Origin of the sequence: Cupriavidus cauae (assembly GCF_008632125.1) — a bacterium.
Classification (GTDB): domain Bacteria; phylum Pseudomonadota; class Gammaproteobacteria; order Burkholderiales; family Burkholderiaceae; genus Cupriavidus; species Cupriavidus cauae.
Genome location: NZ_VWRN01000045.1, coordinates 259,894 through 286,192 on the forward strand (window position 1 = coordinate 259,894; position 26,299 = coordinate 286,192).

25 protein-coding genes and 1 pseudogene are annotated in these 26,299 nt (G+C 68.8%); 17 read left to right on the plus strand and 9 right to left on the minus strand.

Annotated elements, in window-relative coordinates:
• Positions 1–83: 83 nt before the first annotated feature.
• Positions 84–935: a phosphonate ABC transporter ATP-binding protein gene (gene phnC, locus F1599_RS17290; RefSeq protein ID WP_149315994.1), complete on the minus strand. Its 852-nt coding sequence runs from the start codon at positions 933–935 to the stop codon at positions 84–86.
• 255 nt (positions 936–1,190) lie between these two features.
• Here phnC and F1599_RS17295 point away from each other — a divergent pair, with 255 nt between their 5' ends.
• Positions 1,191–1,397 carry a hypothetical protein gene (locus F1599_RS17295; protein ID WP_149315993.1) on the plus strand — a complete coding sequence of 69 codons (207 nt, stop codon included), beginning with the start codon at positions 1,191–1,193 and terminating at the stop codon, positions 1,395–1,397.
• A 33-nt stretch (positions 1,398–1,430) separates the two neighbouring features.
• The gene (locus tag F1599_RS17300) at positions 1,431–3,644 is read left to right on the plus strand and encodes a phosphocholine-specific phospholipase C (protein ID WP_150083892.1); all 2,214 of its coding nucleotides are present in this window, start codon (positions 1,431–1,433) and stop codon (positions 3,642–3,644) included.
• A gap of 178 nt (positions 3,645–3,822) precedes the next feature.
• Here F1599_RS17300 and F1599_RS17305 read toward each other — a convergent pair whose 3' ends face one another.
• Positions 3,823–5,373: a serine hydrolase gene (locus F1599_RS17305; RefSeq protein ID WP_150083893.1), complete on the minus strand. Its 1,551-nt coding sequence runs from the start codon at positions 5,371–5,373 to the stop codon at positions 3,823–3,825.
• Between the two features lie 199 nt (positions 5,374–5,572).
• On the opposite strand from F1599_RS17305, the gene F1599_RS17310 reads away from it, so the two are divergent.
• The 8 genes from F1599_RS17310 (at position 5,573) to F1599_RS17345 (ending at position 12,706) form a co-directional block, all read left to right on the plus strand.
• Positions 5,573–5,965 carry a hypothetical protein gene (locus F1599_RS17310; RefSeq protein WP_150083894.1) on the plus strand — a complete coding sequence of 131 codons (393 nt, stop codon included), beginning with the start codon at positions 5,573–5,575 and terminating at the stop codon, positions 5,963–5,965.
• Entirely contained in the window at positions 5,955–6,368 is a 414-nt protein-coding gene (locus F1599_RS17315; protein ID WP_150083895.1) for a GFA family protein, read from the plus strand. Before F1599_RS17310 ends, F1599_RS17315 begins: the two co-directional genes overlap by 11 nt.
• Before the next feature lie 370 nt (positions 6,369–6,738).
• Positions 6,739–7,389 carry a CDP-alcohol phosphatidyltransferase family protein gene (locus F1599_RS17320; RefSeq protein ID WP_149315988.1) on the plus strand — a complete coding sequence of 217 codons (651 nt, stop codon included), beginning with the start codon at positions 6,739–6,741 and terminating at the stop codon, positions 7,387–7,389.
• Positions 7,390–7,392: 3 nt separating this feature from the next.
• Complete coding sequence (locus tag F1599_RS17325; protein ID WP_150083896.1) at positions 7,393–9,156, plus strand: bifunctional alpha/beta hydrolase/class I SAM-dependent methyltransferase; 1,764 nt, start codon at positions 7,393–7,395, stop codon at positions 9,154–9,156.
• A 101-nt stretch (positions 9,157–9,257) separates the two neighbouring features.
• On the plus strand, positions 9,258–10,640 hold the full coding sequence (locus tag F1599_RS17330; RefSeq protein WP_150083989.1) for a phosphatase PAP2/dual specificity phosphatase family protein: 1,383 nt from the start codon (positions 9,258–9,260) through the stop codon (positions 10,638–10,640).
• Entirely contained in the window at positions 10,630–11,082 is a 453-nt protein-coding gene (locus tag F1599_RS17335; RefSeq protein WP_223819709.1) for a hypothetical protein, read from the plus strand. The genes F1599_RS17330 and F1599_RS17335 overlap by 11 nt, the downstream gene beginning before the upstream one ends.
• Before the next feature lie 4 nt (positions 11,083–11,086).
• The gene (locus tag F1599_RS17340; protein ID WP_149315986.1) at positions 11,087–11,713 is read left to right on the plus strand and encodes a lysophospholipid acyltransferase family protein; all 627 of its coding nucleotides are present in this window, start codon (positions 11,087–11,089) and stop codon (positions 11,711–11,713) included.
• A gap of 39 nt (positions 11,714–11,752) precedes the next feature.
• A complete protein-coding gene (locus F1599_RS17345) occupies positions 11,753–12,706 on the plus strand; it encodes a phosphatidate cytidylyltransferase (protein ID WP_150083897.1) in 954 nt (317 codons plus the stop codon).
• A 56-nt stretch (positions 12,707–12,762) separates the two neighbouring features.
• Here F1599_RS17345 and F1599_RS26545 read toward each other — a convergent pair.
• A pseudogene (locus tag F1599_RS26545) lies at positions 12,763–13,699 on the minus strand (DUF2182 domain-containing protein).
• Complete coding sequence (locus F1599_RS17355; protein ID WP_150083898.1) at positions 13,584–14,363, minus strand: DUF899 domain-containing protein; 780 nt, start codon at positions 14,361–14,363, stop codon at positions 13,584–13,586. The pseudogene F1599_RS26545 and the gene F1599_RS17355 overlap by 116 nt, the downstream one beginning before the upstream one ends.
• A 140-nt stretch (positions 14,364–14,503) precedes the next feature.
• On the opposite strand from F1599_RS17355, the gene F1599_RS17360 reads away from it, so the two are divergent.
• Positions 14,504–15,724, plus strand: a complete 1,221-nt coding sequence (locus tag F1599_RS17360; protein WP_149315983.1) for a helix-turn-helix domain-containing protein — start codon at positions 14,504–14,506, stop codon at positions 15,722–15,724.
• Positions 15,725–15,804: 80 nt separating this feature from the next.
• Positions 15,805–16,470 carry a Vgb family protein gene (locus F1599_RS17365; RefSeq protein ID WP_150083899.1) on the plus strand — a complete coding sequence of 222 codons (666 nt, stop codon included), beginning with the start codon at positions 15,805–15,807 and terminating at the stop codon, positions 16,468–16,470.
• Here the strand turns inward: F1599_RS17365 and F1599_RS17370 are convergent.
• Positions 16,453–17,322, minus strand: a complete 870-nt coding sequence (locus F1599_RS17370; protein WP_150083900.1) for a LysR substrate-binding domain-containing protein — start codon at positions 17,320–17,322, stop codon at positions 16,453–16,455. The genes F1599_RS17365 and F1599_RS17370 overlap by 18 nt on opposite strands.
• A gap of 102 nt (positions 17,323–17,424) precedes the next feature.
• Here F1599_RS17370 and F1599_RS17375 point away from each other — a divergent pair, with 102 nt between their 5' ends.
• Positions 17,425–18,132, plus strand: a complete 708-nt coding sequence (locus F1599_RS17375; RefSeq protein ID WP_149315980.1) for a haloacid dehalogenase type II — start codon at positions 17,425–17,427, stop codon at positions 18,130–18,132.
• 11 nt (positions 18,133–18,143) lie between these two features.
• Positions 18,144–18,932, plus strand: a complete 789-nt coding sequence (locus tag F1599_RS17380; protein ID WP_150083901.1) for an aldolase — start codon at positions 18,144–18,146, stop codon at positions 18,930–18,932.
• A gap of 31 nt (positions 18,933–18,963) precedes the next feature.
• On the opposite strand, the gene F1599_RS17385 is transcribed toward F1599_RS17380, so the two are convergent.
• A complete protein-coding gene (locus F1599_RS17385) occupies positions 18,964–19,860 on the minus strand; it encodes a LysR family transcriptional regulator (RefSeq protein ID WP_150083902.1) in 897 nt (298 codons plus the stop codon).
• A 112-nt stretch (positions 19,861–19,972) separates the two neighbouring features.
• Between F1599_RS17385 and F1599_RS17390 the strand changes: the two genes are divergently transcribed.
• The 3 genes from F1599_RS17390 (at position 19,973) to F1599_RS17400 (ending at position 22,893) form a co-directional block, all read left to right on the plus strand.
• Positions 19,973–20,767 carry an SDR family NAD(P)-dependent oxidoreductase gene (locus F1599_RS17390; RefSeq protein WP_150083903.1) on the plus strand — a complete coding sequence of 265 codons (795 nt, stop codon included), beginning with the start codon at positions 19,973–19,975 and terminating at the stop codon, positions 20,765–20,767.
• A gap of 173 nt (positions 20,768–20,940) precedes the next feature.
• On the plus strand, positions 20,941–22,182 hold the full coding sequence (locus tag F1599_RS17395) for an L-dopachrome tautomerase-related protein (RefSeq protein ID WP_150083904.1): 1,242 nt from the start codon (positions 20,941–20,943) through the stop codon (positions 22,180–22,182).
• A 102-nt stretch (positions 22,183–22,284) separates the two neighbouring features.
• Positions 22,285–22,893, plus strand: coding sequence for a glutathione S-transferase (locus F1599_RS17400; RefSeq protein WP_150083905.1), 609 nt, complete (start codon positions 22,285–22,287; stop codon positions 22,891–22,893).
• Between the two features lie 34 nt (positions 22,894–22,927).
• On the opposite strand, the gene F1599_RS17405 is transcribed toward F1599_RS17400, so the two are convergent.
• From F1599_RS17405 to F1599_RS17415, 3 genes are all read right to left on the minus strand, one after another.
• Complete coding sequence (locus F1599_RS17405; RefSeq protein ID WP_150083906.1) at positions 22,928–23,416, minus strand: Rid family hydrolase; 489 nt, start codon at positions 23,414–23,416, stop codon at positions 22,928–22,930.
• A gap of 276 nt (positions 23,417–23,692) precedes the next feature.
• Positions 23,693–24,682 carry a Bug family tripartite tricarboxylate transporter substrate binding protein gene (locus F1599_RS17410; RefSeq protein ID WP_150083907.1) on the minus strand — a complete coding sequence of 330 codons (990 nt, stop codon included), beginning with the start codon at positions 24,680–24,682 and terminating at the stop codon, positions 23,693–23,695.
• A 75-nt stretch (positions 24,683–24,757) separates the two neighbouring features.
• Complete coding sequence (locus tag F1599_RS17415) at positions 24,758–26,263, minus strand: amidase (RefSeq protein WP_150083908.1); 1,506 nt, start codon at positions 26,261–26,263, stop codon at positions 24,758–24,760.
• Positions 26,264–26,299: the final 36 nt, after the last annotated feature.

Here is a 26,299-nt window from a genome sequence, read left to right on the forward strand (position 1 = left end):
ATGCGAAAGTAGGAGCGGAAAGGGACGGAAGGAGCCGGAAGGGGCCGGAATGACTACCAATGGCCGCGAATGGCAGCCCGCAATCAGGCGGCCGCAAGATCCATCGTGACGGTGGCAGGCACGGGCGAGCCGTCGATCGGCATCGCGATCCGGTCGGGCAGCAGGTCATGCAGCAGCTCGTCTGCCTCGGTACCGTAGAGATCGCGCAGCATGCGCTGCGTCAGCGCATGCGACGGACCGTCGTAGACGACCTTGCCATGGCGCAACGCCACCACGCGCGGGCAGTAGCGCATGGCGATGTCGACCTGATGCAGCGACACCACCACGGCGACCTTGTGCGTGCGATTGATCTGCGTGAGCAGCGACATCACGCGGCGCGACGATTCCGGATCGAGCGAGGCGATCGGCTCGTCGGCGAGGATCACGCGGGCGTTCTGCACCAGCGTCCGTGCGATGGCCGCGCGCTGCTGCTGGCCGCCCGACAGCGTCGAAGCACGTTGAAAGGCATAGTCGTCTATACCAACTTGCGCAAGCGCATCGAGCCCGGCGCGCAGTTCATCGGCCTTGAAATAGCGAAGCAGGCCGCGCCATTTCGGGATGCGGCTCAGCATGCCGATCATCACGTTGGTGATCACCGGCAGCCGCCCGACCAGATTGAACTGCTGGAAAACGAAGCCGATCTCGGCGCGGGCCTTGCGGACCTCCGCTGCCAGCCGGCCATCGCGCTGCACGGTGCGGCCATGCACCACGATCTCGCCGCTGTCGGCGGCGACGAAGCCTGCCACGTGACGCAGCAGCGTGGACTTGCCGGAGCCAGATGCGCCCAGCAGGGCCACCATTTCACCGGGCGCCACCTGCAGCGTGACGTCGTCCAGGGCCTTGCGGTCGGCTCGGAACGACTTGCTCAGGCCGCGCACTTCTATTGCATGGGTCATGTCGACTCCCTTGCTGGAATGACGAGCGCATTCTGGGGGGAGGTGATGACAGAGCGATGACGGCAGGGCAAGGGTGGCGCCGCGGCAAGCGCGGAGCGAAGCGGCGGGCCAAGCGGAGGGTCGCGCGAGGCCGGCAGCGGAATCGGCAACGAGGATTCGTAGTTGTGCTCATGTGTCAAGGAACTGACATTTGGGCTACCAACAATGCAGGCCAACGATCACGCTGTCCCTTTTCCCCACCACGGAACTCCAGCCATGCTCCCCTCCTTCGCTTCCCTTTGGCGGCGCGGCCCCACGCTGCCGCTCGCGGCCTCTGCCATCCTGGCCGCGCTGCTGCTGGCCGGCTGCGGCGGCGGCGACGATGGCGCGACCCTGTCGCCATCGGCCGCACCCGACACCACCAACCCGAACGGCAAGCTGCCCGGCAAGCCCGGCAGCTGCTCGAGCCGCTGCGCGCCCTGACTCTCCTCCGCCCCCAACGAAAAAGAATCCGCCATGACATTCAATCCGTCGAAGCGACAATTCCTGAAGGCATCGCTGGGCACCGGCGCCGCGGCCGCCGTGCTGGCGAGCTTCCCGCCGAGCATCCGGCGCGCGCTGGCGATCGAGGCCCACAATGCGACGGGCACCATCAAGGACGTCAAGCACGTCGTGATGGTGATGCTCGAGAACCGTTCGTTCGACAGCTATTTCGGCACGTTCAAGGGTGTGCGCGGCTACGGTGATCGCTTCCCGATTCCATTGCGCAACGGCCGCACCGCGCTGTACCAGACCGATGCCAACGGCAACATCCTGACGCCTTATCACCTCGACGAATCGATCGGCAACGCGCAGCGCGCCGGCGGCACGCCGCACAACTGGGCCGACTCGCAGGCGGCGTGGGACCATGGCCGCATGGACCGCTGGCCGGTGGCCAAGCAGCCGCTGTCGATGGGCTACTACGACGAGGCCGAGGTGACGTTCCAGCGCGCGCTGGCCGATGCCTTCACGCTGTGCGATGCCTACCATTGCGGCATCCATACCGGCACCATCGCCAACCGCCTGTTTTACTGGACCGGCTCCAACGGCCCTACCGGCGACAACGTCGCGGTGACGGTCAACGAGTTCAACGGCGGCGCCGACGTGGGTCCTTCGACGGAAGGCTGGACCTGGGACACCTATGCGGACCGTCTGCAGGCCGCCGGCGTCAGCTGGAAGGTCTACCAGAACATCCCCGACAACTTCGGCTGCAACCAGATGATGAGCTTCCGTCATTGGCGCGCCGAGATGGAGAAGATGCCGGCCGGACGGCAGGTGTCGAACACCAACGCGCCGGGCTTCAATCCGCCGTACGATCCGGCGATCGACGATCGCTACAGCCCCTTTGCCAAGGGCTTCTGCAACACGATGGCCGACGGCGGCTTCCTGCAGGCGCTGCGCGACGACGTGCAGAACGGACGCCTGCCCGAAGTGTCGTGGATCATCCCGCCGGCCGAATTCAGCGAGCACCCCGGGCCGTCGAGCCCGGCCAAGGGCGGCTGGTATGTGCAGGCGATTCTCGATGCGCTGACCTCCGATCCCGAGGTATGGAGCAAGACCGCGCTGATCATCAACTACGACGAGAACGACGGTTTCTTCGACCACCTGCCGCCGCCGACCGCGCCGTCGCGCAATCCGGATGGCACCGTCGCCGGCAAATCGACGCTGTCGGATGCGCAGATGGCCTTCGAATACCACGACTATCAGCCGGCGACGCCCAAGCAGCCGGCCCGCGACGGCCGGCCTTACGGACCGGGTCCGCGCGTGCCGATGTGGATCGTCTCGCCGTGGAGCCGCGGCGGCTGGGTCAATTCCGAGGTGTTCGACCATACCTCCGTGATCCGCTTCCTCGAGGCGCGCTTCGGCGTGATGGAGCCGCAGATCAGCCCGTACCGCCGCGCGGTCTGCGGGGACCTGACCAGCGCATTCAATTTCGCCACGCCGAACGCCAACCCGCTGCCGGAGCTGGCGGGCCGCACCACGCGCGCCGAGGCCACCAGCCTGACGGCCGCGCAACACGCCATGCCGAAGATCCCGGTGCCGGCCACGCCGGCGCTGCCGGTGCAGGACCCGGGCACGCGTCCCTCGCGGGCGCTGCCGTACGAACTGCACACCAGCGCGCGCGTCGATGCCCGCAACAACCGGCTGCAACTGCTGTTTGCCAACGCCAGCGCGCGCAGCGTCGGCGCTGTCTTCCACGTCTACGACCGCCTGCATCTGGACCGCATTCCGCGCCGCATCGTCGTCGAGGCCGGCAAGACGCTCGACGACGTCTGGGATATCGGCGCGGACGGAGGCAAGTACGACCTGTGGGTGCTGGGCCCGAACGGCTTTCACCGCAGCTTCGTCGGCGATGCGGCGGAGCAGGGCGAGGCCATGCCGGAAATCCAGGTCTGCTACAACCCGTGCGATCGGCCCACCGTGCAGGTCAAGCTGCATAACAACGGCCGCCGGCCGATTCGCTTCACGGCCGAAGCGCTGGCGTATCGCAGCGACGGCCCGTGGACGCGCATGGTCCCGCCTGGCAAGGTCGTCGAGTTCGAATGGGCGATCGCGGACGCCGGCTGCTGGTACGACTTCGTCGTGACCTGCGACGCGAGTCCGGCGTTCCGCCGCCGCTTTGCCGGGCGGATGGAAACGGGCAAGGACCTGGTCAGCGATCCGGCGATGGGGCAGGTCGGACAGGTTTGAGGCGTGCCGGAAGCCGTCTCCTGAGTCGGCGCTGAGTCGGTGCTGAGTCGGCGCTGAGTCGGCGCTGAGTCGGCTCCCGAGTCCGCTCCCGAGTCGGTCCCCAAGCCGGCTCGTGAAGTCGTTCCCTGAAGTCGTCCGCTGAACGAAGCGCGGTCCCGCCCCGGGGCAGGACCGCGCTTCAGCTCGTCCGCATGAAGGTCCCCAGCCCCTCCTGGTCGTAGTACTCCAGCGTCAGCCGGTCGCTGCCGAACCAGACGCGCGAGATCGTGCCCGGCGTCGCGTTCTCGTTGCGCAGCCGGAACGTGTAGACGTCGCCGTCCCAGTGCGACAGCGGCAGCACCAGCGGCGTGGGGCCGATCGTCAGCACCAGTGCACCCGCGGATTCGCGTACCGTGATCGGCCCGTAGTAATCGTTGGCATAGTCGCCGGCATAGAGCGACAGCGCTCGCGGCGGCAGCGGCGAGGCCGGCGGCGTGGCGCCCACCAGCCCGCCTTCCGGCGCCAGCACGGGCGCCAGCGCCTCCTCGATGATGGTCGCCCAGTCGCGCTGGATCGCGCCGTAATCCACCAGATCGAAGAACTGGTTGTTGATCGTCTCCGGCACGCCGATCGGAAAGCCGTTGGTCAGCGTGACGATCGCCAGATTCAGCGAGGGCACCGCGAGGAAAGCCGTCGCGGCACCGAGCGCGAACGCGCCGGAGTGGTTGTACATCGCGCGGCCGGCAGGATTCGTGCCGACGTTGAAGCCATAGCCGTAGAAGCCCGCCGGACGCCCGTCGGCCGGCGGCGTGGACTGGTTGTGCGGCGCGATCGCTTCCTTCAGCGCACTGGCGTCGACGATGCGCCTGCCTTCGAACATGCCTTCGCCGAGCATCATGACGAGCCAGCGCGCCACGTCGTTGACCGAAGCGCTGACCCCGCCGGCCGGCGATTGCGCATCGGGATCGCGCACCGGACCGCGTATCCACGCGCCGTTCTCGCGCACATGGCCGACCGCGCGATTGTCGCGGGCCAGATAGTCGGCGTGGCGCGAACTGGTGCGCGCCATGCCGAGCGGACGATAGAGGGTCTGCTCCGACAGCGTGGCCCAGTCCATCGCCGCCGCGGTGGCGACCGCTTCGGCGGCGGCGGTCAGGCCGAAATTGGTGTACTGGTACGAGGCGCGAAACGGATGCAGCGGCAGGAAGCGCAATCGCTCCAGTACCTGGCGACGGTCATAGCCCATGTCCTCGAGCCGATCGCCCGCATGGTCCGGCAGGCCCGAGCGGTGCGAATACAGGTCCGCCACCGTCAGCACCGGATTGACCTCGGGATCGGACAGGGCGAACCAGGGCAATTGCGATTGCACGGGGGTGTCCCACCGGAGGCGTCCGATGCCGACCTGATGCGCGACCACCATGGCGCCGAGCGATTTCGACATCGAGGCGAGCTGGAACACGGTATCGGCGTCGACCGCCGCGCCCTCGTCGACGGCGCGCTTGCCGAATCCCTTGGCATAGACGACTTGATTGCCGCGGACCACCGCCGTCGCTACCCCCGGCACACCGGTGCGGGACATCTGGTCGGTGACGAGCTTGTCGACGCTGGCGATGGCCTGCGCGATCCGGGCTTCCGGCACGGGAGGAGATGGCGGGGAGGGCGGGGGATCGTCGTCGTCGCCACCGCAGGCGGCGAGCGCCGATCCCAGCGTGGCGACGAGAAACGTGCGGCGCGAATGCAAGGTCGTCATGGCGAATTCCCCTCGTGTTATTCGGGCAGGCCGATGCGCCGCTACGCAGCGTTCCTGTCTTGCTGGACAGTAGAAGCTGCGGCAATGAAAGTCGAGGGTAATTGCGCTGCGCGTCGAGGGATGTGCCGGGCAGTATGCCGCTGCCCACGTTTGGGCGAACCGTGCTTGCCTTTGCTCCTCAGGCCGTGCCTGACGTGCCGTGCCTATCCAGCTGCGTACGCAGGAAGCTGACCTGATCCGCCACGACGATCCGTCGCACCGCCTCCAGCTGCGGATCGGCGCCCGGAAGCGTTCGGGCGTGCGCGATCGCCGCATGCCAGTCATCAATGGACCGGATATCACCAGACCGGATACTTACTTCGAAGTGCGTTCTTCCCGGCGCCGGGACGAATCGATATCATCGAATCGGGCCCATCTCGAAAAACTGGCGCGGTCGATACGACAGGATTCGATCGCCGGAGAACTTTCCATGACATCGTATTTTCCCCTCCGCAGCGCGGGGTGGCTGGGCTCGCCCGTCTTCCGCATTTTAATGAACCGGCGCCATTCCCTTTACCGGCATGGCACGGCGGAGCTGGCCCATGCAAGCTGACGTCCGCACGCGCACCGCGGCATGTTCCTGCCGCGGCGTCGAACTCGTTCTGGCCGGCGAGCCGCACCGCGTCTACGCCTGCAGCTGCCTCGAATGCCAGCGCTGCACCGGTTCCGCGTTCTCTTACCGCGCGATCTATGCCGAATCGGCCATCGTCAGCCGAAAAGGCGAAACCAGGACGTGGCGGCGCACCGGGACATCGGGACAATGGCTGGAGCAGGAATTTTGCGCGAGGTGCGGATCCGTGGTGCTGATGCGAGCCGAAGCATTGAAGGCAGCTATTTCCGTATCGGCCGGTTGCCTCGAGGACAGGGATTTTCCGGCGCCGCAATTGCTGCATTGGGCGAAGCGCAAGCACCGATGGCTTTGTCTGCAAGACATTGCGCAATCCCGCCCGCAATGAACCTGCCGCGGCCTCGCAATGATTCGCAGCATCGCGCCCAGCCCCGATCTCCCATCGGTAGATATCGCCGGCGGCAGCATTGTCCGTGGCAGGATCCGGTCGGGAGGCCGGCGGCGATGTCGGCGAGGCGGGTGAATTAAACATCGTCGAATTCACCGCCGACTGCAGTTCTGGTAATGTCTCGGCCTTGACGCCCCGTCAACCCAGGGCTGGCGCGGCGTCGAGCCAAGACCAGATACCAATACCAATACCAATACCAATAAATCCGGAAGGGGGTCCCGGTCCATCGGCCGCACAGCGCGCCGGGGACCGGTTCAGCCTGGCGCATCGCCATGCCGCTTCCGGCGCAAGCTCTGCGGGAGGCCGGCCAATGACGCTCTACGAACTCAAGCCCAGATTCCAGGCGTGGCTTCGCCCGCTGGTCCAGGATCTGGCCGAGCGCGGAGCCACCGCCAATCAGGTGACGCTGGTGGCCGCGGCCGGTTCTCTGGCCGTCGGGGCGCTGGCGGCGATCGGCGCGCTGGTGGCTGAAACCTCCGTGCTGTTCCTGCTGTTCCCGCTGTGGCTGTTTGCGCGGATGGCGCTCAATGCGATCGACGGCATGCTGGCGCGCGAGCACGGCCAGAAGAGCGCGCTGGGCGCCTATCTGAACGAGCTGGGCGACATCGTCTCCGATGTCGCGCTGATCCTGCCGCTGGCCGCGCTGCCCGACTTCAACCTGGCCCAGGTCGGACCCTTTGCGCTGCTGGCGGTGATCGTCGAGGCCGCAGGGCTGATCGGTCCGCTGGCCGGCGCAAGCCGCCGCTACGACGGGCCCTTCGGCAAGAGCGATCGCGCTCTGGTGGTCGGCGCGATTGCGCTGTGGGCCGGCGTCGGGCTGGGGTTCGGCACGCTCGGGCCGTGGCTGTGGCTGCTGCTGTCACTGCTGTCCGTATTGACCATCGTCAACCGGGTCCGTCGCGGCGTCGCCGAAGCGCAGGCCCAGGCGCGGGCTCAAGCGCCGAGCCAGACCGCGGAGTAAGGCATGGACCGACTGTCGATGCGCCAGCCGCTGGAGCGGCAGTTCGAGACCCACGACGGGCAGACGCTGTTCTATCGGCATTGGCCGGCGCTCGAGGGACAGCCGCGCGGCGCGGTGGTGCTGTTCCATCGCGGGCACGAGCATTCCGGCCGTGTCGCCCACCTTGCCGACGAACTGAACCTGCCGGCCTACGACATCTTTGCGTGGGACGCCCGCGGCCATGGCCGCTCGCCGGGCGAGCGCGGCTACAGCCCGAGCCTGGCAGATTCCGTGCGCGATATCCAGACCTTCACCGGCCACATCGCCGCCAACCACGGCATCGCGCTGGAGCGGATGGCGGTGGTGGCGCAGAGCGTCGGCGCAGTGCTGGCCGCGACCTGGGTCCACGACTACGCGCCGCCGATCCGCGCGCTGGTGCTGGCCTCGCCGGCGTTCAAGGTCAAGCTGTACGTGCCATTCGCGCGCCCGGGCCTGAAGCTGATGCACCGGCTGCGGGGCAAGTTCTTCGTCAACAGCTATGTCAAGGCGAAGTTCCTGACGCACGATCCCGAGCGCATCGCCAGCTATGACACGGATCCGCTGATCACGCGGCCGATCGCGGTCAATATCCTGCTCGATCTGTACGACACCGCCGAGCGGATCGTCGCCGACGCGGCCGCGATTACCGTGCCGACGCAACTGCTGATTTCCGGCGCCGACTGGGTGGTCCATCGCGGGCCGCAGGACCGCTTCTACGAGCGGCTGGGCAGCCGGGTCAAGGAGCGCATCGTGCTCGATGGCTTCTATCACGACACGCTGGGCGAGCGCGATCGCCAGCGTGCGGTCGATGCGGCGCGGCGCTTCATCCTGCGCGAGTTCGACACGCCGTCGGCGCCGCGCTCGCTGCTAGATGCCGATCAGATCGGACCGTTCCGCGAGGAATCGGACCGGCTCGCCTCGGCACCGACCGGTCTTGCGGCGTGGTACTGGCGCGCGGCACGCGCCAACCTGAAGCTCGGCGGCCTGCTGTCCGACGGCGTGCGCCTCGGCCATGAAACCGGCTTCGATTCGGGCTCGACGCTCGACTACGTCTATCGCAACACGCCATCGGGCCGCGGCGCCCTGGGCCGGATGGCCGACCGCCAATACCTCGATGCGATCGGCTGGCGCGGCATCCGCCAGCGCAAGGTCCACGCCGAGGAACTGATTGCCGAGGCCGTGCGCCGGCTGCAGGCGGCCGGCATGCCGGTACGGATCGTCGATATCGCGGCCGGCCACGGCCGCTACGTGCTCGAGGCGCTGGAGAAGCTGGACCGTGCCGCGGTCGAATCGATCCTGCTGCGCGACTACAGCGCGCTGAACGTCGAGCAGGGCAGGGCGCTGATCGCGGCCAAGGGCCTGGGCGGCATGGCCCGCTTCGAGCAGGGCGACGCCTTCGATGGCGACGATCTGGCCGCGCTGTCGCCGGCGCCGACCTTGGCGGTCGTCTCCGGCCTGTACGAGCTGTTCCCCGACAACGCGATGATCCGCCGCTCGCTCGACGGCCTGGCGCGCGCGGTGCCGCCGGGCGGCTATCTGGTCTACACGGGCCAGCCGTGGCACCCGCAGCTGGAGTTCATCGCCCGCGCGCTGACCAGCCACCGCGCCGGTGCGGCGTGGGTGATGCGGCGCCGCTCGCAGGCCGAGATGGACGAACTGGTGCGCAGCGCCGGCTTCGACAAGGTGACGCAGCGGATCGACCGCTGGGGCATCTTCACCGTCAGCCTGGCGCGCAGGCGCGAGGCATGAGCGCCTTGCCTGCTCCCACGCAGCCCGGCATGCAACCCGGCTCGCAACCCGATACGCAACCCGGTACGCGACCGCGCACGCAGCCCACGACGCAACACGGCATGCACCCCGACGCGCCGCAGCCCGCCGCCGACGAGCCCCGCCCCTGGGGCCTGGCCTGCGTGCTGCTCGCGCTGGCCGGCGCGCTGTTTTTCTTAAGCTACGGCTTTGCCAACTGGCTGGCCAGCCAGCGCGCGGACGTGCCGTCGTTCTACTTCGGCTGGGAACGCGGCATCCCTTTCGTGCCGTGGACCATCGTGCCGTACTGGTCGATCGACCTGCTGTACGGCATCTCGTTCTTCCTGTGGCGCACGCGCGCCGCGCTGCTGACGCACGTCAAGCGCCTCGTTGCGGCGCAATTGATCTCGGTCGCCTGCTTCATCGCGTTCCCGCTGCGCTTCGCCTTCACGCGCCCCGCGGCGGACGGCCTGCCGGGGCAGCTGTTCACGTTGCTCGGGGGCTTCGACCTGCCGTTCAACCAGGCTCCGTCGCTGCATATCAGCCTGCTGATCGTCCTGTGGATCGCGTTCGCGGCGCATCTGCCCAGGCGCTGGCATTTGCTGCTGCATGGCTGGTTCGCGCTGATCGGCGTATCGGTGCTGACGACCTGGCAGCACCATCTGATCGACGTGCCGACCGGCGCGCTGGTCGGCTGGCTGTGCGTCTATCTATTTCCGCTGCGGCTGCCCGCGATCGCGGCCAGCGCGCCCGACGCGGCCACGCGCCGGCTCGCGCGCCGCTACGCGCTGGGCGCCGTGGCGACGCTGCTGTGCGCGCTGCTGGCGCTGGGCGCCTCGGTCACGCTCGCGCTGTTGCTGCTGTGGGGCGCGTTGGCGCTGGCCTGCGTCGCACGGATCTATGCGCTGGCGGCGCCCGCCTGGTTCCAGAAGGACAGCGGCGGCACCATGGCGATGGCCGCGCGCTGGGTGCTGGCGCCCTATCTGCTGGGCGCTTTCCTCAATTCGCGCTGGTGGACGCGGCGGGCGCCGCAGGCGAGCGCCATCGCGGAGGGTGTCTGGGTCGGACGCTTTCCCACGCAAGCCGATCTGCGCGCATCCGGGGCCGATGCCGTGCTCGACCTGAGCGCCGAACTGCCGCGCGCGGTTCGCGGCGATTCGCTCGCCTATCGTTGCGTGCCGATGCTGGATCTGACGGTGCCCACCGCGGCGCAGCTCGATCAGGCGGTGGCCCAGCTCGACGCCTGGCAGGCGGCCGGAAGGCGCGTGCTGGTCAGCTGCGCGCTCGGCTATTCGCGCAGCGCGATGGTGGTCGCCGCGTGGTTCGCGAGGCGTCAAGGCGGGGCCGATGCCGCGGCGGCCGTCGAAGCCGCGCTGGCGCATTTGCGCACGCACCGTCCCGCGGTCGTGCTCGGCGACGCCCATGCCGACGCGTTGCGGCGATGGGTCGCGCAGGGCCGCATACCGGAGCGCTCCCATGCATCCTGACGCGATGCGGGAAGACTCTGCCCGCAACACCGATGCCTGGACCGCCCATGCCGTCGCCGGCGCATTGTCGGGCGCCATCTGGATGGCAGGGACCGGCCTGGCCTTCGGTCTCGCCACCGTCTGGCTGCTGGCGACCGCCACGCTGCCGCGCTGGCTGACGGCCGTGCCGTTGCTGCTGGCGCTGGCCCAGTTCTGGCTGCTGCTGCGCGTCGCCATCGACCGCCATCTGTTCGAGGCGCTGGCAACGAGCGCAAATCGCCACGGGGCTGCCGATCTGGCGGGCCTGGACACCGCGCTGTTGCAGCTGGGCTGGATTGCTCCGAGCCGGCAGGGCCGGACGATGGCCGACCGCGCCCGCGGTGCGCTGCGCCTGGTGCGAATCTGCGGCGCGCTGGCCGCGATCCAGCTTGTACTGACCTTTCTCATTTCGATCCCGGGATAACACCATGTGGATTGCCCGCGTGACCGCGCGCGCCATCATCGTCTTCGCCCGCTTGCTGACCGGCATGCGGGCCAACTGGCAGGGCTGCGTGCCGGCGGCGGTGCAGCGCGTCTACTTCGCCAATCACAGCAGCCACGGCGATTTCGTGCTGATCTGGGGCTGCCTGCCGCCGGAGCTGCGGCCGCGCACGCGTCCGGTGGCCGGCGCCGACTACTGGGACCGCTCGCCGCTGCGGCGCTTCATCGGGCGCGATGTCTTTCGCGCACTGCTGATCGACCGCACCCGCAGCGATCCGGGCAGCGATCCGGTCGCGCTGATGCGCGGCGCGCTCGAAGGCGGCGATTCGCTGATCCTGTTTCCCGAGGGCACGCGCAACACTACCGACGCGCGGCTGCTGCCGTTCAAGAGCGGGATCTTCCATCTGGCGCGCGCCTGCCCGTCGGTGGAGTTCGTGCCGGTCTGGATCGACAACCTGAACCGCGTGATGCCCAAGGGCGAATTCGTGCCGGTGCCCCTGCTGTGCACGGTCACGTTCGGCCAGCCGGTGTTACTGGCGCCGGACGACGACAAGGAACGCTTCCTCGCCCGATGCCGCGACGGCCTGCTCGCGCTCGCTCCCGTACTGGATTGACGCTGGATTGACCCTGGACTGACCCTGGACTGACCCGCCATGCCCACCCTGCATTGGAACCACGAGACCTGGCTGCTGTTCGGCGGCCTGTTTGCCGTGCTGCTGCTCGCCTCGACCGTGACGCTGCTGCTGCGCTGGCGCCTCGCCGGCGGTGGCTCCCACCCGGTGATCGACAACCTCGCGCAGCGCGTCTGGGCATGGTGGTGGATGATCGGCGTGATGGGCGTGGCCTTCGCGCTCGGCCGCACCGCGGTGATCGTGCTGTTCTACCTGCTGTCGTTCTTCGCGTTGCGCGAGTTCGTCACCATCACGACCACCCGGCGCGGCGACCATCGTGCGATCGTGGCGGCCTTCTTCCTGTTCCTGCCGCTGCAGTACGTGCTGGTCTATGTGGACTGGTACGGCATGTTCTCGATCCTGATTCCGGTCTACGCTTTCCTGCTGCTGCCGATCCTGGCCGCGCTGTCGGCCGAGACCACGCGTTTTCTCGAACGCTGCGCGGGCGTGCAATGGGCGGTGATGATCTGCGTGTTCTGCATCTCGCATGTGCCGGCGCTGCTGACGCTGCCGATCCCCGGTTTTGAAGGCCGCAATCTGCTGCTGATCGCCTTCCTGGTGATCGTGGTGCAGGGCAGCGACGTGCTGCAGTACGTCTGGGGCAAGCTGTGCGGCAAGCGCAAGATCGCGCCGCTGCTGTCGCCGTCCAAGACGGTGGAGGGCTTCGTCGGCGGCGTGGCCAGCGCGACGGCGCTCGGTGCCGCGCTGTGGTGGATCACGCCGTTTGCGCCATGGCAGGCTGGCGCGATCGCGCTGGTCATCGCGCTGATGGGATTTCTCGGCGGGCTGGTGATGTCGGCGATCAAGCGCGACCGCGGCATCAAGGACTGGGGCCATATGATCCAGGGCCACGGCGGCATGCTGGACCGGCTCGACTCGGTGGTGTTCGCCGCGCCGGTGTTCTTCCATATCACGCGGTATTGGTGGGTGCCGTGATGGCGGCCTTTCCCGCGCGCTAGAGGCGCGCCGGCGCGCTGGCGGCCGCTCCCGCGCTAGAGCAGGCCCGCCCCTCGCATTGCCAGCCAAGCGCCCGTGCCGATGCCGGCGGCACCGACGGCCCTGGCCATCCGCGCGCGGGCCGGCGCCAGGCGCTCGACGCTGATCGCCGCGGTGGCCAGCGCCATGACGCCCAGGTCCATCACGCCCACGGCGGCCAGGCTCGCCGTCGCGCCGGCGCAGCACTGGATGCAGTGCAGGCCGAGGCCGATGCCATGCCGCCATGCGGCCCCCCGCGTTCTGCGCAGGTGCTCGCACGGACGCGTGCCGGCAGCCATCCAGCAGGCGAGCCTTCCACGCGGTGAATTGCAGGGCGCCGGCCGTGAGCACCACCAGGCCGGCGAGGGCCGGCATGGCCCGCGCCAGCGTCGGCCACTGCATCGCGAGCGCGACCAGCGTGGCACCGAGGATGAAGACCGCCAATCCCAGCGCGGTCCACACGACGAAGTAGGCCGCCGCTGCCACCAGCGTCAGCCACGTCGCACGCCCGGTTGCTTCGGCGGCCACCCGATAGCGCCACAGCGCAGGCGCCACCGAGGGCAGCATCATCGCGACCATCATCACGGCCCACATGCCGACGAAGGCCGCCGCGGCGCCGGCCCAGGTCTGCCCGCACATCGGCGTCCACGCCATCGACAGCGTCCAGCCGCCGGGCATCGGCGTGGCCGCCATCGACGGCATCGCGCCATGCAGCGCGCCATGCAGCGACACCGTGGCCGCCGTGCCGAGGCAGAACAGCACCGTGCAGACGCCGAAGAAAACCCGCCGGCTCCCGTCCCTGCGCGCCGGCCCGGGGCCCGCGCAGCAGTGCCCCGGCTCAACGCTCGCCGTACTCGTCATGGCGGCGCCACCAGACACCCGTCTCATTGCGTCCCTTCGGCGCGCGGTCCAGCCATTGGTACATGCCCCACAGTCCGTCCAGCCCGCGTGCATACGCCGAGTAGGTGTGATAGACCACGCCGTCCTCCATCACGAAGGCGCTCAGGCCCGGCCGGTCGCGGTGGAAGGTCGCCGTGTCGGTGCCGCACATCGCGGCGACCTGGTCTTCCGCCGCCTGGCCGCCGCCTTCCATGTTGCGGCGCCATCCCCGCACCGCGGGCTCGCGGCGGTAGTTGTATTCGATGTCGCCATCGCGCTGCTGCGCGGTCGTGAAGGAGACGTGGAAGTCGGCGTTGAAGTCGCTGTCGTCCGACGACGCCCACGGGAAGGTCCATCCCATGCGGTGCTTGTAGGCCTGCAGCTTGACAAGGGGCGCGCGGGACACGGCGGTCAGCGCGACGTCGTGGTTGGCGAGGTGGACCGCAAAGCCGTTGAAGCCGTCGGCGATCGCGGAGCACGACGGGCAGCCGGCCTTGTAATCGGGCCCGAACATGAAGTGGTAGACCAACAGCTGCGAGCGGCCGCGAAACAGGTCGGCCAGCGTCGCGGGGCCGTCGTCGGTGTCGAAGCGGTAGGTCTTGTCGATCCGCAGCCAGGGCAGCGCCTGCCGCTGGCGCGCGATCTCGTCGCTGCGTCGCGTCAGGGCCTTCTCGGCCTCGAGCAGTTCCAGGCGGGCGGCCAGCCATTGTTCCCGGGTGGCGGTGGGGTGGGTTGTCATCGTGCTTCCTCCATGTGGACGTGGCGTGGGCCGCCAAGCTGTCGTGCAGCGCGGCAGCGGCACGCCGGGTCGGTTGATCCTCGTGCTAGATTAGGCGCCGGCTTCGACAGGGAGGGAGTGACAAGTGTGGCGTGATTCGAATGGACCCGACGATCTCGGCAGCGGCCCGCGCGCTGGCGGTCGGTGACCCGCTCGGGGCGCTCAATTGCGTCGCCCTGCGTGAGGACGCCCCGGCGCTCGCGCTGCGCGGCATCGCGATGGCGCAGCTCGGCGACCTCGCCCGAGCCAAGGCGCTGGTGCGCAGCGCCGCCCGTGCCTTCGGCAGCCGAGCGCCGATCGCGCGGGCAAGATGCGTCGTCGCCGAGGCCGAGATCGCCCTGGCCGTGCGCGACCTCGGCTGGCCGGCCAAGGCCCTCGATGCCGCCCGCCTGACGCTGGAAGCGCACGGCGACCGCGCCAACGCCGCGCATGCGCGCTATCTGGCGAGCCGGCGGCTGCTGTTGATCGGGCGGCTGGACGAGGCCGAGCACATGCTGGCCGGCGCAGATCCGGCGCAGCTGCCGCCCGCGATGAGGACGGCGCACGAACTGATCATCGCGGGCATCGCCATGCGGCGCGTGCATGCCGTGGCCGCGCGCGCTGCGCTGCAACGCGCTCGCCACGCCGCGCGTATGGCCGGCATTCCGGCGCTTGCCGCGGAGGTCGAGCGCGCCACCGCGATGCTCGACATCCCCGCCGCCCGCCTGATCGATCGCGGCCAATCGCGGCCGTTGCGGCTCGACGACGTGGAAGCGCTGCTGGCATCGGACACGCTGGTGGTGGACGCCTGCCGGCATGCCGTCCGTCACGGCGGGACGGTGATTTCGCTGGCCACGCGGCCGGTGCTGTTCGCGCTGGCGCGGGCCCTGGGCGAGGCCTGGCCGCACGATCTGCCGCGCGACAGCCTGATCGCGCTGGCCTTCCGCATGAAACACGCCGATGCGACGCACCGCGCTCGGCTGCGCGTCGAAATGGGCCGGCTGCGCGGTGCGATTGCGTCGCTGGCGGAGATTGCCGCGACCCCACGCGGATATGCCCTGGTGCCGCGCGCGACGCAGCAGGTCGTGGTGCTGGCGCGCCCGGTCGAGGAGCGGCACGGCTCGGTGCTGGCCTTGCTGGCCGACGGCGAGTCGTGGTCCAGCTCGGGGCTGGCGCTGGCGCTCGGCGCCAGCCAGCGCACCGTGCAGCGCGCGCTCGATGCGCTCGCGGAGGCGGGGAAGGTACTGGCGATCGGCCACGGCCGCGCGCGCCGCTGGATGACCACGCCCGTGCCGGAAATCACGACGACCTTGTTACTCCCGGCAATATCGACCCTGGACTAGCATGACGGCATCGAGTCGTTACCGCGCTGCCTGCGAACGCGGTGACGCGCCTGTCGTCAACTTCCCACCAGGATGCCCCCATGAAAACCGCCCCCGCAGAAGTCCTTCACGAATACGGCCCGTTCCCGGGCGTCGACGCCGTGCATGGCGTTTCGTACGACGGCCAGCATGTCTGGGTCGCCACCGGCGACAAGCTCAAGGCCATGGACCCGTCCAGCGGCCAGATGCTTCGCACCCTCGATGTCACGGCCAACGCCGGCACCGCGTTCGACGGTCGCTACCTGTACCAGATCGCGGACGGCCGCATCGACAAGATCGACCCGCAGACTGGCGAGGTCGTCTCGTCGATTCCCGCGCCCACCAAGGACGGCAATTCGGGCCTGGCCTGGGCTGAAGGCTCGCTGTGGGTCGGCCAGCATCGCGAGCGCAAGATCCACCAGGTCGATCCCGAGACTGGCGCGATCCTGCGCACGCTGACGTCCGACCGCTTCGTCACCGGCGTCACCTGGGTCGACGGCGAACTGTGGCACGGCACCTGGGAGGGCGAGGCCAGCGATCTGCGCCATGTCGATCCCGCTACCGGCGAAGTGATCGAGCGCATCGAGATGCCGGCGGGCATGGGCGTGTCCGGGCTCGAATCCGATGGCGCGGATCGGTTCTACTGCGGCGGCGGCCCCAGCGGAAAGGTCAGGGCGGTACGGCGCAAGGGGCGCGGGTCGAACGAAACCTCAGCGTCGCGCGCGTAGGCGGCGTCCGGGCAGCTTCTCATCGAGATAGTCCACCAGCGCCTGCTGCGCGGGCGTCAGCAGCCGCGCGCTGCCGACCAGCGCCAGCTCGGTCGGCGGCGGGGCCGGCAATCCGGCCCTGGCGCCGAGCACCACATGATCGTCCTGCACCGCGGTGGCCGGCAGCAGGCTCAGGCCGAGATTCGCCGCGACCGCAGCCTGGATGCTGACCAGGCTCTGGCTGGTGAAGGCGATGCGCCAGCTGCGGCCCGACGATTCGAGCGCGTGGATCGCCCGATCCCGATACAGGCAGCCATGGCCGAACACCACCAGCGGCAGCGGGTCGGTGTCCATCGCAAAGTCCCGGCCCACGACCCATTTCAGCGTTTCCGGGCGGCGCAGCAGTACGGGCGCGCCATCGGCGTCGCGCTTGAGCAGCGCCAGGTCCAGCTCCTGCCGCGCGATCCGGTTGCCAAGTTCGACGCTGAGCCCGTTGACGGTATCGAGCCGGATCGCCGGATGGCGTTTGGCGAAGCCGGACAGCAGCGGAATCAGCCGCTTGACATCGAAATCGTCAGGCACGCCGAGCCGGATCACTCCGGCATTGCCCCGCCTCTGCATCATCGTCTCGGCCTCTCTCGCCAGATCGACCAGCCGGCGCGCGTAGCCCAGCAGCCGCTCGCCGGCCTCCGTCAGTGCAACCGACTTGCCGGCGCGCTGGCGCAGCAGCAGCGGCTGCGCCAGTTGGTCCTCCAGCTTGCGGATCTGCTGGCTGACGGTCGACTGCGTGCGGTGGACCCGCTCGCCGGCGCGCGTGAAGCCGCCCGCGTCGACGACGCTGACAAAGGTCTTGAGCAGTTCGAGATCGAGCATGATTCGATGGATCGATGAAGTTGCGCTGAAAATCGAATTTTCGAATTTATCGGTGCCAGCTTAGCATGCAGCCATTCGCAACGTGAGAGCTGGAGCCCGACCATGCAACCTTCCCATCGGCCCGAATGGCTGACCTTCGACTGCTACGGCACGCTGATCCAGTGGGACGAAGGCTTGTTGGCCTACGTCGATCGCCTGCTGTCCCGCAAGGGATGGCGCGGCGTCGATCCGCACGAGTTCATCCGGGTCTATGACGAGCACGAGCACCGGCTGGAGCAGACGCCGCCGCATCGCTCCTTCGCCGAAGTCTCGGCCCACTCGCTGCGCGCCGCACTGGAGGCGTTCGGGCTGCCGTTCGAGGCCAGCGACGCCGACGCGCTGACCCGCCATATCGCCGCAATGCCGCCGTTTCCCGAGGTCGTGCCGACGCTGGCATGGCTGAAGGCACAGGGCTTCAAGCTGTGCATCGTGTCGAATACCGACGACGCCATCATCGCGGGCAATGTCGCGCAGCTCGGGGGCCAGATCGACCGTATTGTGACGGCGCAGCAGGCTGGGGCCTACAAGCCGTCGCCGCGGCTGTTCGAGCATGCCCATGACGCGATCGGCGTGTCGCGGGACCGGCTGCTGCATATCTGTGCCAGTCCGCATCTGGATCTCGCCGCCGCGCGGGACATGGGGTTCCGCTGCGTCTGGATCGATCGCGGCACGGCCCGCAAGCCCTTGCCCGACTATCGGCCGGACGCCGTGTTGCCCGATCTGGCCGGCCTGCGCCAGTTATTTGCTACGCTCGGGTGGGTGCAACCCTGAAGGAGCGATCCATGGCGCATCAACTTTCCAGCAAGGCGGCGGGAGATGCCGGCATGGCGGCGGCATTGCGCAGCGATCCCGCTGTCCTGCAGGCTCGCACCGATCTGGCGGCGTGCCTGCGCATGGCGGCACGGCTCGGGATGGCGGAGGGGATCTGCAACCATTTCTCGGCCACCTTGCCGGGACACCCGGGGCTGTTCCTTGTCAATCCGCTGGGGCTTGCCTTCTGCGAGGTCACGGCCTCGCGCCTGCTGGTCTGCCATGTCGACGGGCGCGTGATCGATGGCGAAGGCGAACCCGAGGCCACGGCCTTCTTCATCCACGCACGGCTGCATATGCGCAAACCGGCGGCGGTGGCGGCCTTCCATACGCATATGCCGAACGCGACCGCGCTGGCGATGGTCGACGGCGAACCGTTGGTCTGGGCCGGGCAGACCGCGCTGAAGTTCTACGGCCGGGTCGCCACGGTACCCTTCAACGGCTTGGCGCTGGACGAACTGGAGGGCGATCGCATCGCGGACGCGATGGGGGAGGCGGACATCGCCTTCCTGCGCAACCACGGCGTGATGGTGACCGCGCCCAGCATCGCCCAGGCCTGGGACGATCTGTACTACCTCGAGCGCGCCGCCGAAGTCCAGGTGCGCGCGCACGGTACCGGCCGCCCGCTGCTGCCCGTGGCGCCCGACGTCGCCGCCATGTGTGCGCAGCAGATGCGGGAGGGCGATCCCGACAGCGCGCGTCTGCATCTGGCCAGCATCCACCGGCAGCTGGCGCGGCTGGAGCCGGACTATCTCGATTGAGGCAGCCGGGCAGCTGGGCAGCCGCTGCCGCTCAACCCGCGGTCAGCAGATCGATCATCGCCCGTGCCGCCGCCGATTGGCGGCGGTGCGGCGCGTAGATCAGCGAGAACGGCCGCGAGCGTCCGCGCAGGTGCGGCAGCAATTCGACCAGTCTTCCCCTTTCGATGCGATCGCGCACGATAAAGTCGTAGCTCTGGCAGACGCCGGCGCCGTGCTCGGCCAGCGACACCACGCCCAGCACATCGTCGGAGATCGCGATGGGCGAGGCGGTCTGCCAGTCGATGTCCCGATCGCCGTCGCGGAATACCCACGGCGCGATGCGGCCCGTCCTTGGCAGCACGAAGGGCAGGCAGACGTGGCGATGCAGATCGTCCAGCGTCCGCGGCGTGCCCGCGCGGCGCAGATAGTCGGGCGCCGCGACCAGGCATAGCGCCGCGTCCTCGAGCTTGCGCGCCACCAGCCCGCTGTCGGGCAGGTCGCCGAGGCGGATGGCCAGATCAAAGCCTTCCGCCACCAGGTCGACATTGCGGTTGGTGATGTTCAGCTCCACCTGCACGCGCGGATATTGCCGCGTAAAGCGCGCCAGCAGCGGCGGCAGCCGGTAGTGGCCATAGGTCGTCGGCACGCTGAGCCGGACCCTTCCCGACAGTTCCCCTTCCTGTCCTTGTATTTCGCGCTCGGCGTCGTCGAGCAGCGTGAAGGCGGCGCGCGCCTGCTCGACGTACTGCCGTCCCGCGTCGGTCAACCCGATGCGGCGCGTGGTCCGGCGCAGCAATTGGCTGCCGAGCCGGGCCTCGAGCCCGGCGATGGCGCGGCTCAGCACCGAGGGCGTGGTCGACAACGCCACCGCGCCCGCCGTGAACGACCCGTGCTCGACCACCGCCAGAAAGGCTTCCACGTCCCCAAGATGGTCGAAGCGGCGCGCCATTATGTCCTCCGAAGAACAAATGAATTCCTGACGGGCGAGTTTATCTCCGTTGGTGCGGGTAATAAAGTCCGGCATCACCACCCGACATCACCACCCGACAACGAGGAACCCCATGGACCTTCAACTGCAAGGCAGGACTGCCATCGTCACCGGCGCCACGGCCGGCATTGGCCTGGCCATCGCCCGCACCCTGGCGCGCGAGGGCGCCGCGGTGACCATCACGGGCCGTCATCGCGACAAGCTCGATGCCGCCGTCGCGGAGATCGCCGCGGCCGCGCCCTCCGCCAGCGTGTCGTGTTTCGTCGCCGACCTCGGCAGCGCGCGCGGTGCGGCCGCGCTGGCCGAGGCCGTGCCGGACACCGACATCCTGATCAACAACCTGGGCTACTACGAAGCCCGGCCCTTCGCGGAAATCACGGACGAGGACTGGCTGCGCATGCTCGACATCAACGTGATGTCCGGCGTGCGGCTGTCGCGCCATTACTTTCCGCGCATGCTGGAAAGGAACTGGGGCCGGGTGATCTTCATCTCCAGCGAGGTCGGCGCCTTCACGCCGCCGGACATGGTGCATTACGGCGTCAGCAAGTCGGCGCAGCTGGCGGTGTCGCGCGGCATGGCGGAGCTGACCAAGGGGACCGGCGTCACGGTCAACAGCGTGCTGCCGGCGGCGACGCGCTCGGACGGCATCGTCGAATACCTGCGCCAGACCGCGCCGCGCCCGGGCATGAGCGACGCCGAGATCGAGGCGCACTTCTTCGAGACGTACCGGCCCAGCTCGTTGATCGCCCGCATGATCGAGGCCGACGAGATCGCGGCGATGGTGGCGCTGCTCGTCAGCCCGCTCGGCGCGGCGTCCAATGGGGCCGCCGTTCGTGTCGAGGGCGGGTCGTTCCGTTCGATTCTTTGATTGCTGACCGCTGACCGCTGACCGCTGACCGCTGACCGCTCATTGCTCATCACTGACCCTTGGCCGACCTCGGCCGTCCGGCCACCGACCGTCACCGACCGGCGACCACCGATCGCCGGCAGGCACGGCCACATACCGTCGCTGCCTCTCGGCCCAACCTTCCGGACATCATCATGCTGCTTACCCGACCCCGCCTCGCCGCGCTGACGTTCACCGCCTTTGCCGCGTTTACCGCGATCGCCGCCGTCCCGGCATTCGCCGATACCGCCGCCCAGATCCCCCTCGAACGCTGGCGCAGCTATAAGGGCGTCAGCTGGGAGCCGTCCCGGCAGGGCGCGGACCCGGCGCCCTTCGCCGGCTCGGTCAACGCGCCGATCGCCGGCATTCATTTCGATGCGCGGGGCCGCGCCTTCGTCAGCACGCCCCGGCTGGTCTCCGCCGACGCGCCGGCGACGCTGAGCCTGCTCGATACCAGCGCGCGGAGCGGGCCGGCCCGTCTGTCGGCCTTTCCGTCGGTGGATGGCAATGCGGTCGATGCCACCCCGGAAACGCATCTGCGCAACGTGCTCGGCTTTCATATCGACCGCCGCAACGGCTGGCTGTGGGCGCTCGACATGGGCTTCGTCGCGGGCCAGGCCGAGGCGCCGGTGGGCGCGCAGAAGGTGATGGTCTACGACCTGCGTACCGGCCGCACGGTGCGGCGTATCGCGCTCGATGGCGTGGCGGACCGCAAGGGCAGCTTCCTGAACGATATCGTCGTCGACGAGCGGCGCCGGATCGCCTATATCTCCGACAGCGGCCTGCGCAGCGCCCCAGACAATCAGGCGGGGCTGATCGTGGTGGACTTTGCCTCCGGCAAGGCGCGGCGCGTGCTGGACCGCCACGCGAGCCTGTTGCCGGAGCCCGGCGCGAAGGTCGTCTCGCATGGCGCCGAGGTGTGGCCGGGCAACCCGTTGACGCTCGGCATCAACGGCATCGCGCTGTCGCCCGATGCCGGCACGCTGTACTGGGCCGTTACCACGGGCACGCACGCCTATGCCGTGCCGACGCGGCTGCTGCGCGACAAGGGCGCCAGTGCGCAGACGTTGTCCGCGGCGGTGCGCGATCTCGGCGACGTCGGCGGCAATACCGATGGCATCGTCACCGACGCGAAGGGCAAGCTGTACATCACGGACGTGACGCGCAACGGCATCGTCAAGTACGACCCGGCCACCGGCGCGATGTCGCTGCTCGCGGCCGACGAGGGCGTGCTCTGGCCCGATACGCCCGCGCTGCTGCCCAACGGCGACCTGGTGTTCACCGCCAGCCATCTGAACGGGCATTTCGCGGGGGTGGTCAAGGCCGGCGAGGAGCGTTATGACCTGTGGCGCCTGCCGTTGCAATCGCGGAAACCGTCCCGGGACAAGCGCGACTGAGCCGGGGCGGCGCGGGGATTCGACGCGATGGGGCTTGGCAAGCGGGCGGTGGACAAAGGAAGATAGGCGCCATCCCCGTCAACCGACCCCTGGAGTAAAACGATGAGACTGATCGGCATGCTCGATTCCCCCTATGTGCGCCGCGCCGCGATCACGATGCGCCTGCTGGGGCTGTCCTTCCACCATGAACCGGTTTCGGTGTTCCGCACCTTCGAGCAGTTCCGCGCCATCAATCCGGTCGTCAAGGCGCCGTCGCTGGTCTGCGACAACGGCGTGGTGCTGATGGACTCGACGCTGATCATCGACTACGTCGAGGCGCTGGCCGGACGCAGCCTGATGCCGGCGGACCTGGCGGCGCGCCAGCGCGATCTGCGCGTTATCGGGCTGGCGCTGGCCGCGTGCGAGAAGGCCGTGCAGAACGTCTACGAGCACCAGCTGCGGCCGGCCGAGAAGCAGCACCAGCCGTGGGTGGAGCGCGTCGACGGCCAGCGCACCAGCGCCTTTGCCTTGCTGGAGGAAGAGGTCGCGCGCCTGGCGGTGCCGGTACAGGAGAGCGCGCTGTCGCAGGCGCAACTGACCACCGCGGTGGTGTGGACTTTTACGCAGGCCATGCTGCCGGGCGCGGTCGATCCGGCAAAGCATCCGGCCATCGCGTCGCTGACCGCGGCGGCGGAGCGCTTCGCGGCATTCGAGGCATATCCGCACGCTTGAGCGCGTCTCAGGGCCTCGACGGCCGCCTGGCGTGCTAGCGCGGCTGTTTGCCGGCACGGTCCCGTGGTGCAAACGCCGTGGCCTTGATTTCGACCAGGCCGCCATCGGGGTTCAGGTCCGCCACGCCCAATTCCACCGCGACCGGATACGGCGCGGCAAAGAACTCGTCCCGAACCCGGCCGATGGCCGCCAGCTGGCCGGCCTTGTCCAGGGCGAGCCGTTCGCTGCCGAAGACATGGAACATCTGCAGTTCGACGACATCGTCCAGCCGCGCATCGCAGGCGAGCAGCAAGCGCTCGATCTGCCGGAAGACCCCACGCAATTCGTCGCAGAACGCCGGCTCGTCCATCGGCTCGGTGCGCCTGTTGCAGGCGACCACGCCGGAGAGATAGACGAAGTCGCCGACGCGGCGGGCAGGGGCATAGTGGAACTGCGCAACATCGTCCTCAAGCTCGGCCGGGATGGCCACCATGCCGGTGGCGGTTGGAATCTGGCGAATGTCGGTGCTGACGGGATGGCTCATCGGTATTCTTCGCGGCTAGAAATTTATCGATCGGTACAGAAATGGGCAAAAAACAACGGGTGCGTCAGACCCGTTGCATCGTTGCTCGAAGAGGTACTGCGCTCAGGCGGCTGAGCGCGTGCCGACGAGCATAATTTGTTTTGTACCGATCAGTCAAATAATGCCGGTGCGCCGTTGTGGATTGCCGCGGCTGAACGCGCAGGGTACGCAACGGCGCTGCCTCACTCCGCCCGCACTTCGCCCGCACTCCGCCCCCACTTCGCCCTTATTCCGCCCTTATTCCGCCCGGATATTCGCCCGCGCCGCGACGGCTCGCATCTCCGGCAACTCCTTCTCGACCCTGGCCTTGACCGCGGCGCCATTGCCATAGGCGGGCGTCAGCGCCAGTTCCACCAGTCGGGCGCGCGTGGCCGGGGCGTTGACGACGTCAGCCAAGGCCTTCTCCAGCTTCTGCTGGACCGGCGCCGGCAGCCCGGCCGGTGCGATCAGCGCGAACCACGTTCCCATCTGGAAGCCCGGATAGCCGCTCTCGGCGACCGTCGGCACCTGCGGCAAGGCCGGCAGGCGCTGCGGCGACAGCACGGCCAGCGGACGAATCCTGCCGGCCTTGATCAGCGGCAGACCCGCCACCACGGTGTCGACCGCGACCTGGACCTGGCCGCCAGCCAGCGCCGTCAGATTGGGCGCGCTGCCGTTGAAGGGCACATGCACCATGCGGATGCCGGCGGCGGACTTCAGCATCTCCCCGCCGAAATGCACCGACGAACCGGTGCCGAACGAGCCGTAGGAGAACTTGTCCGGATCGGCCTTTGCCTGCGTGACGAGGTCCTTGAGCGAATGCAGCGACGTGTCGGGATTGGCGACCAGCACCAGGCTCATATCGGCGACCAGGCCCAGCGGCGTGAAGCTCTTGATCGGGTCATAGGCGAGGTTGGGGCGAATTGCCGGGTTCAGCGTCAGCGTGGTGCTGGCCGCCAGCAGCAGCGTATAGCCATCGGGCGCGGCCTTGGCGACCTGCGTGGCCCCGATCACCGTGCTGGCGCCGGGCTTGTTTTCCACGACCACGGTCTGGCCGAGCTTCTCGCCGAGGCCCACGGCCAGCAGACGCCCGAGCACGTCGGTCGCGCCGCCCGCGGCAAAGGGCACCACCAGACGGATCGGGCGATCGGGATACGTCTGCGCCGCGGCCGGCGCCGTCGCCATGGCAAATGCGGCGGCCAGGCCGGTGCATGCAAGGAAGAATCGCTTCGGGGGCATTACGGTCATCAAGGGCACTCCTGCCAGCAGTGGTGGATTTCGAAATCGATCGAGAGGCTGCGTTATTGCCGTATGTGGTGTGGCTCAGCCAAGCCAGGGACTGCGGACCCGCGAGAATCCGCCCGCCTGGTCGTAGGCATGGCCCAGCTGCAGCACGGCGGCATCGGTCTGCGCGGGCCCGATGATCTGAATGCCGGCGGGCAGGCTCTGCGGCCCGAAACCGGCCGGCGCGGCGAGTGCCGGGAGACCGGCCATCGTCGCCGGCACCACGGTCTGCATCCAGCGGTGATAGGTGTCCATGTCGCGGCCGTCGATGGCGTGCGGCCAGTCCCATTCGGCGTCGAACGGAAACACCTGCGCGGCGGGCAGCACCAGATAGTCGTAGTGTGCGAACAGCTGGACCAGCGCCTGATACCAGGCGCTGCGCACGCACATCGCTTCGTACACGCGCGTGCCGGGCAGCGCCATGCCGCGCTCGATCTCCCATGCGGCCTCGGGCTTGAGCATCGCGCGCTTGGCGGGGTCGTGCCATAGCGCGGCATTGGCGCCGGCCACCGAGAAGCTGCGCAGATCGATCCATGCGTGCCACAGCTTTTCCAGATCGAATGCGGGCAGGGCGGGCTCGACCGTGCAGCCCAGCGTCCGGAAGTGGTCCAGCGCGCGGGCGCAGGTATCGAGCAGGCCCGGCTCGGTCGGCAATTGGCCGCCCAGATCGCCCAGCCAGCCGATCCGTACGCCGGTCCAGTCGCGCTCCGGCGGCAGCGCGAAACTGCCCGGCGGCTCGCTGCGGCGCGTCAGCGGCAGGCGCGCATCGAAACCAGCCTGCACCGACAGCAGCATCGCCAGGTCCGGCACGTTGCGCGCCATCGGGCCGGCCACGCTGAACTGCTGGAAGAAGACCTCGTCGGTCGGGCCGTGCGGCACCAGCCCGAACGACGTGCGCAGCCCGTACACGTGGTTGAACGCCGCCGGCGTGCGCAGCGATCCCATCATGTCCGAGCCATCCGCCACCGGCAGCATGCGCAGTGCGACGGCGACCGCCGCTCCGCCGCTGCTGCCGCCCGCGGAGCGCGAGGGGTCGAAGGCGTTGCGCGTGGTGCCATAGACGGGGTTGTAGGTATGGCCGCCGAGGCCGAACTCGGGGGAATTGGTGCGCCCGACAAACAGCGCGCCGGCCTTGCGCATGCGCGCGAAGATCGCGGCATCGGTCTGCGTGACCTGTCCGGCGAAGATTGGCGAGCCCTTGGTCGTGACCATGCCCGCGGCCGGGCTGATGTCCTTCGGGGCCTGCGGGAAGCCATGCAGGGGACCACGGCTTTGCCCCTTGGCGAGTTCGGCATCGCGCCCGGCCGCCTGGGCACGGAGCGGATCGCGGTCGAGCGGGGCGACGATGGCGTTGACGCGCGGATTGTGGCGGTCGATCTGGTCGAAAAAGGCGTCGAGCACCTCGACGCACGAGACCTCGCGCGCATGGATGGCGCGGGACAGCGCGACGGCATCGAGTTCGACGATCGGGTCGGTGGGCTGGGCGGTCGGCCGATTGGCGGGCTGATTCGTGGACTGGCTGGAAGCGGTCTGGTCGAGCGCCATGGTGGTGGTGTCTCCTTCGTTGTTCCGGAAAAGCAT

Excerpts from the sequence above, each read along its gene's own strand:
- F1599_RS17400 (WP_150083905.1), top strand. The coding sequence starts at position 22,285 with ATGAGACTGATCGGCATGCTCGATTCCCCCTATGTGCGCCGCGCCGCG.
- F1599_RS17370 (WP_150083900.1), bottom strand. The coding sequence starts at position 17,322 with ATGCTCGATCTCGAACTGCTCAAGACCTTTGTCAGCGTCGTCGACGCG.
- F1599_RS17340 (WP_149315986.1), top strand. The coding sequence starts at position 11,087 with ATGTGGATTGCCCGCGTGACCGCGCGCGCCATCATCGTCTTCGCCCGC.
- F1599_RS17415 (WP_150083908.1), bottom strand. The coding sequence starts at position 26,263 with ATGGCGCTCGACCAGACCGCTTCCAGCCAGTCCACGAATCAGCCCGCC.
- F1599_RS17360 (WP_149315983.1), top strand. The coding sequence starts at position 14,504 with ATGGACCCGACGATCTCGGCAGCGGCCCGCGCGCTGGCGGTCGGTGAC.
- F1599_RS17330 (WP_150083989.1), top strand. The coding sequence starts at position 9,258 with ATGCACCCCGACGCGCCGCAGCCCGCCGCCGACGAGCCCCGCCCCTGG.
- F1599_RS17295 (WP_149315993.1), top strand. The coding sequence starts at position 1,191 with ATGCTCCCCTCCTTCGCTTCCCTTTGGCGGCGCGGCCCCACGCTGCCG.
- F1599_RS17375 (WP_149315980.1), top strand. The coding sequence starts at position 17,425 with ATGCAACCTTCCCATCGGCCCGAATGGCTGACCTTCGACTGCTACGGC.
- F1599_RS17385 (WP_150083902.1), bottom strand. The coding sequence starts at position 19,860 with ATGGCGCGCCGCTTCGACCATCTTGGGGACGTGGAAGCCTTTCTGGCG.
- F1599_RS17320 (WP_149315988.1), top strand. The coding sequence starts at position 6,739 with ATGACGCTCTACGAACTCAAGCCCAGATTCCAGGCGTGGCTTCGCCCG.
- F1599_RS17380 (WP_150083901.1), top strand. The coding sequence starts at position 18,144 with ATGGCGCATCAACTTTCCAGCAAGGCGGCGGGAGATGCCGGCATGGCG.
- F1599_RS17345 (WP_150083897.1), top strand. The coding sequence starts at position 11,753 with ATGCCCACCCTGCATTGGAACCACGAGACCTGGCTGCTGTTCGGCGGC.
- F1599_RS17335 (WP_223819709.1), top strand. The coding sequence starts at position 10,630 with ATGCATCCTGACGCGATGCGGGAAGACTCTGCCCGCAACACCGATGCC.
- F1599_RS17325 (WP_150083896.1), top strand. The coding sequence starts at position 7,393 with ATGGACCGACTGTCGATGCGCCAGCCGCTGGAGCGGCAGTTCGAGACC.
- phnC (WP_149315994.1), bottom strand. The coding sequence starts at position 935 with ATGACCCATGCAATAGAAGTGCGCGGCCTGAGCAAGTCGTTCCGAGCC.
- F1599_RS17365 (WP_150083899.1), top strand. The coding sequence starts at position 15,805 with ATGAAAACCGCCCCCGCAGAAGTCCTTCACGAATACGGCCCGTTCCCG.
- F1599_RS17405 (WP_150083906.1), bottom strand. The coding sequence starts at position 23,416 with ATGAGCCATCCCGTCAGCACCGACATTCGCCAGATTCCAACCGCCACC.
- F1599_RS17410 (WP_150083907.1), bottom strand. The coding sequence starts at position 24,682 with ATGACCGTAATGCCCCCGAAGCGATTCTTCCTTGCATGCACCGGCCTG.
- F1599_RS17355 (WP_150083898.1), bottom strand. The coding sequence starts at position 14,363 with ATGACAACCCACCCCACCGCCACCCGGGAACAATGGCTGGCCGCCCGC.
- F1599_RS17300 (WP_150083892.1), top strand. The coding sequence starts at position 1,431 with ATGACATTCAATCCGTCGAAGCGACAATTCCTGAAGGCATCGCTGGGC.
- F1599_RS17390 (WP_150083903.1), top strand. The coding sequence starts at position 19,973 with ATGGACCTTCAACTGCAAGGCAGGACTGCCATCGTCACCGGCGCCACG.
- F1599_RS17395 (WP_150083904.1), top strand. The coding sequence starts at position 20,941 with ATGCTGCTTACCCGACCCCGCCTCGCCGCGCTGACGTTCACCGCCTTT.
- F1599_RS17305 (WP_150083893.1), bottom strand. The coding sequence starts at position 5,373 with ATGACGACCTTGCATTCGCGCCGCACGTTTCTCGTCGCCACGCTGGGA.
- F1599_RS17315 (WP_150083895.1), top strand. The coding sequence starts at position 5,955 with ATGCAAGCTGACGTCCGCACGCGCACCGCGGCATGTTCCTGCCGCGGC.